The sequence below is a fragment of the Arhodomonas sp. KWT genome, from assembly GCF_010993615.1.
The window spans coordinates 46,796-50,972 of sequence record NZ_WNXE01000002.1 but is presented as its reverse complement, the minus strand read 5'-3'; the positions used below and the strand labels follow the sequence as shown (position 1 = coordinate 50,972).

General features: G+C 70.5%; 4 protein-coding genes and 1 pseudogene. All 5 read right to left on the bottom strand.

Annotated elements, in window-relative coordinates:
• On the bottom strand, nucleotides 1-684 hold a 684-nt coding region (gene ftsZ, locus G7A99_RS25070; RefSeq protein ID WP_240466053.1), incomplete at its 3' end, for a cell division protein FtsZ.
• A 59-nt stretch (nucleotides 685-743) separates the two neighbouring features.
• A complete protein-coding gene (gene ftsA / locus G7A99_RS01215) occupies nucleotides 744-1,991 on the bottom strand; it encodes a cell division protein FtsA (RefSeq protein WP_018717667.1) in 1,248 nt (415 codons plus the stop codon).
• Nucleotides 1,988-2,773, bottom strand: a complete 786-nt coding sequence (locus G7A99_RS01210; RefSeq protein ID WP_163138681.1) for a cell division protein FtsQ/DivIB — start codon at nucleotides 2,771-2,773, stop codon at nucleotides 1,988-1,990. The genes ftsA and G7A99_RS01210 overlap by 4 nt, the downstream gene beginning before the upstream one ends.
• The gene (locus G7A99_RS01205; RefSeq protein ID WP_018717665.1) at nucleotides 2,770-3,711 is read right to left on the bottom strand and encodes a D-alanine--D-alanine ligase; all 942 of its coding nucleotides are present in this window, start codon (nucleotides 3,709-3,711) and stop codon (nucleotides 2,770-2,772) included. Before G7A99_RS01205 ends, G7A99_RS01210 begins: the two co-directional genes overlap by 4 nt.
• Nucleotides 3,704-4,177 (bottom strand): annotated as a pseudogene (locus G7A99_RS25065) (UDP-N-acetylenolpyruvoylglucosamine reductase); the annotation flags it as partial. The gene G7A99_RS01205 and the pseudogene G7A99_RS25065, both read right to left, overlap by 8 nt.

Sequence of the window (4,177 nt, the reverse complement as noted above, 5' to 3'; positions counted from 1 at the left end):
ACCCATCACGGCCATGCCCATCTCGGACATGATCGTGCGCACGTCGGCGAAGTCGACGTTGATCAGCCCGGGGCGGGTGATCAGCTCGGCGATGCCCTTGACCGCACCGAGGAGCACGTCGTTCGCGGACTTGAAGGCATTGAGCAGGGTCAGCTCCTTGCCCAGCACCGAGAGCAGCTTCTCGTTGGGGATGGTGATCAGCGAGTCGACCTGGCGGCCGAGCTCCTTGATGCCCTCCTGGGCGACGCCCAGGCGCTTGCCGCCCTCGAAGGGGAACGGCTTGGTCACCACGGCGACCGTGAGGATATTCATCTCCTTGGCGACCTCGGCGACCACCGGTGCCGCCCCGGTGCCCGTGCCGCCACCCATACCGGCGGTGATGAAGACCATGTCCGCCCCGTCGAGGACCTCGGCAATACGGTCCCGGTCCTCCATCGCGGCCTCGCGGCCCACCGTCGGGTCGGCGCCGGCACCCAGGCCCTTGGTGATATTCGCCCCGAGCTGGAGCGTGGTCTTCGCGGAAGTGTTGCGCAGCGCCTGCGCATCGGTGTTGGCGCAGATGAAGTCCACGCCCTCGACGTCGGCGGACACCATGTGCTGGACGGCATTGCCGCCACCGCCGCCGACACCGATCACCTTGATTACGGCGTTCTGACTGAACGAATCCATAAGCTCGAATTTCATGTCGCGTCTCCTTTCCAGTCGCAGCGTTTCGGCTGTTGTTCTGCTCTACCCGTGCCTCGTCAAAGGTTCCCCTGGAACCACCCCTTCATACGCGTCCACAGCTGGTTGAATGCGCCACCCTCCGCCGTCTCGTCGGCGGGGAGTCCGTGCCCGGCGTGGCGCTGCCGGCTGCCGAACAGCAGCAACCCCGTCCCCGTTGCATGGATGGGATTGCGCACGACGTCCGTCAGGCCCGTGACGCCCTGGGGCAGCCCCAGGCGCACCGGCATGTGGAAAACTTCCTCCGCGAGCTCGACGGCACCCTCCATCTTCGAGCTCCCGCCGGTGAGCACGACGCCCGCGGCCATGAGGTCCTCGAAACCGCTGCGCCGCAGCTCGTTCTGCACCAGCGTCATCAGCTCCTCATAGCGGGGCTCGATCACCTCCGCGAGGGTCTGGCGCGAGAGCCGCCGCGGCGGCCGGTCGCCCACCGAGGGGACCTCGATGGTCTCCTCGGGGCTGGCAAGCTGGGAGAGCGCGCAGGCGTACTTCACCTTGATCTCCTCGGCGTGCTGCGTGGGGGTACGCAGCGCCACGGCGATGTCGTTGGTGACCTGGTCGCCGGCGATCGGGATCACCGCGGTGTGCCGGATCGCGCCCTCGGTGAACACGGCGATGTCAGTGGTGCCACCGCCGATGTCGACCAGGCACACGCCGAGCTCCTTCTCGTCCTCGGTGAGCACCGCCTGCGCGGAGGCGAGCTGCTCGAGGATGATGTCGTCGACGTCCAGCCCACAGCGGCGCACGCACTTGACGATGTTCTGCGCCGCGCTGACCGCGCCCGTCACCATGTGGACCTTCGCCTCCAGGCGCACCCCGGACATGCCCACGGGCTCACGGATGCCCTCCTGGCTGTCGATGATGAATTCCTGGGGCAGGATGTGGATGATGCGCTGGTCCGCCGGGATGGCGACCGCGCGGGCAGCGTCGATGACGCGGTCCACGTCCCCCTGGGAGACCTCGCGATCCCGGATGGCGACGATCCCGTGGGAGTTCAGGGAGCGCACGTGGGAGCCCGCGATGCCGGCGTAGACCGAGTGGATCTCGCAGCCGGCCATCAGCTCGGCCTCCTCCACCGCGCGCTGGATGGACTGCACGGTGGACTCGATGTTGACCACCACGCCCTTCTTCATCCCCCGCGAGGGATGCGAGCCGATGCCCACGACCTCCAGCTCGCCGGTATCCTTGAGCGCACCGACGATGGCGACCACCTTCGAGGTGCCCACGTCCAGGCCCACCAGCAGATTGCTGTCCTGCTTGCGACTCATCGCTTGGAATCCCCTCCGGTTGTCGGTTCCGAGGCCGGCGGTCCCCATTCCACCGCCAGGCCGTTCGGGTAGCGCAGGTCCACGGCGGCAATGGCGCGGTCACCGGCGCGGCGTTGCACCGCCGGCCACGCTGCGAGCAGCCGCTGCAGGCGCTCGTCGAAGTCGTCCCGCCCGAAACGCAGGCGCATGCCGTTGTCCAGCCGCGCGACCCAGGCGCGGCGCTTGTCCAGGGTCAGGGCCACCGGCCGGCCCAGCTCGCCCAGGGCCTCGCGCAGCTGCTCGAAGCGCGCCCACACCAGCGACGCGCTACCCGCCGGCCCGCCGAGCTGCGGCAGTCCCTCGGGACGCTGCGGCGGAGTGAAACGCTCCCCCTTGGCGGAGAGCACGCCACGCTCGCCCCAGGCGGCGATGGGCTCGTGCTCCTGCACGCGGATCCGCAGCCCGGTGGGCCAGACCCGCCAGACCGCGGCGCTGGCGACCCACGGCAGGGCGGTTACCGCGTCGCGGATGGCGTCCAGGTCCACGAACAGCAGACCGTCACCCAGGTGCGGCGCCACGGCGGCACGCAGGTCCGCGTCCGCCACGTGGGCCAAGTCGCCCTCCAGACGCACCGCCTGGACGGGAAACGGGTCACTGCGGCGCAGGTGCGACCAGAACAGCGACGCGCCGGCGGCGACCATCACGGCCAGCACCGCACCGACGAGCCATCGCGTCGGTGTCCGCCGCCGGCCGGCGCCGCCGTCGACGCCGACCGGAGCGTTCATGCCCATGACCGCGCTCATCGCTCCCCGCCCCTCGCGCGGCTGGTGGCAAGGATCCGCCAGACCAGCTCACCCATGTCCAGCCCGGCCACCCGCGCCGCCGCGGGTACCAGGGAGTGGTCGGTCATGCCCGGCACGGTGTTGACCTCGAGCAGCCAGAACCGCCCGTCGCCGTCGCGCATCAGGTCCACGCGCCCCCAGCCTTCGGCTCCCGTCGCCTCGAAGGCGGACAGCGCCAGTTCGCCCAGGGCCCGCTCGGTGTCCGCCGGCAGACCGCAGGGGCAGTGCATGCGGGTATCCTCGGCGACATACTTGGCGTCGAAGTCGTAGAATCCGCGGGCCGACTCGATACGGATCGCCGGCAGGCACTCGCCGTCGAGGACCGCGACGGTGTATTCCTCGCCGGTGATCCAGCGCTCGGCGAACACCGCGGTGTCGTAGTCCGCGGCCCGGATCCAGGCCGCCTCCAGACCGTCGCGCTCGCCCACCCGGGACATGCCCAGGCTCGAGCCCTCGTTCGCCGGCTTGACCATCAGCGGCAGGCCCAGCTCGTCGACCACGCCGTCCCAGTCGGTGGCGTGGCCGAGCATGCGGAACGGCGGCGTCGCCAGGTCCAGGCCGCGCCAGATGAGCTTGGTGCGCAGCTTGTCCATCGCCACCGCCGAGCCGAGCACCCCACTACCCGTGTAGGGGATACCCAGGGTCTCGAGGGCGCCCTGAATGGCACCGTCCTCGCCGCCGCGCCCGTGCAGCGCGACCAGGGCGCGGTCGAAGCCGAGCAGGTCCGGCAGTGCCCGGTCGCGCGGGTCGAAGGCATGGGCATCGACGCCGCGGCCGCGCAGCGCCTCCAGGATCGCCGCCCCACTCTTGAGCGAGATATCGCGCTCGGCGGACCAGCCGCCCATGAGCACGGCCACCCGGCCCGCATCGGCGGCGCTCTGCCACGTATGCTCAGTCATGACGCGCCTCCTCCCCGATGATGCGTACCTCCGGCTGCAGCGAGACACCGAAGCGCTCGCGCACGCACGCGGCGACATGACCGATCAGCGTTTCTATGTCCGCCGCGGTGGCCTCGCCGGTGTTGATGATGAAGTTCGCGTGTTTGTCGCTGACCCGCGCACCGCCGATGGCATGGCCCTTCAGGCCCGCCGCCTCGATCAGCCGCGCGGCGTGATCCCCGGGCGGGTTGCGGAACACCGAGCCGCAGCTCGCCTGCCCCATGGGTTGGCGCGCCGCGCGCTCGGCGAGAAGCTCGCGCACCCGATCGGCGAGCGCGGCGTTGTCGCCCCCTGGGGCGAATGCGAGACGCGCCCCCAGGAACCACTCGCCCGTCGGACCGGCCACACTGCGGTATCCGATCTCGAACTCCGAGCACGCCCGCCAGCGCCGCCCGCCGGCGTGGTCGACGGTCTCGACCTCGAGCAC

Bases quoted from the DNA above. Each gene is read 5' to 3' on its own strand.
- G7A99_RS01210 (WP_163138681.1), bottom strand. From the start codon at position 2,773: ATGAGCGCGGTCATGGGCATGAACGCTCCGGTCGGCGTCGACGGCGGC.
- G7A99_RS01205 (WP_018717665.1), bottom strand. From the start codon at position 3,711: ATGACTGAGCATACGTGGCAGAGCGCCGCCGATGCGGGCCGGGTGGCC.
- ftsA (WP_018717667.1), bottom strand. From the start codon at position 1,991: ATGAGTCGCAAGCAGGACAGCAATCTGCTGGTGGGCCTGGACGTGGGC.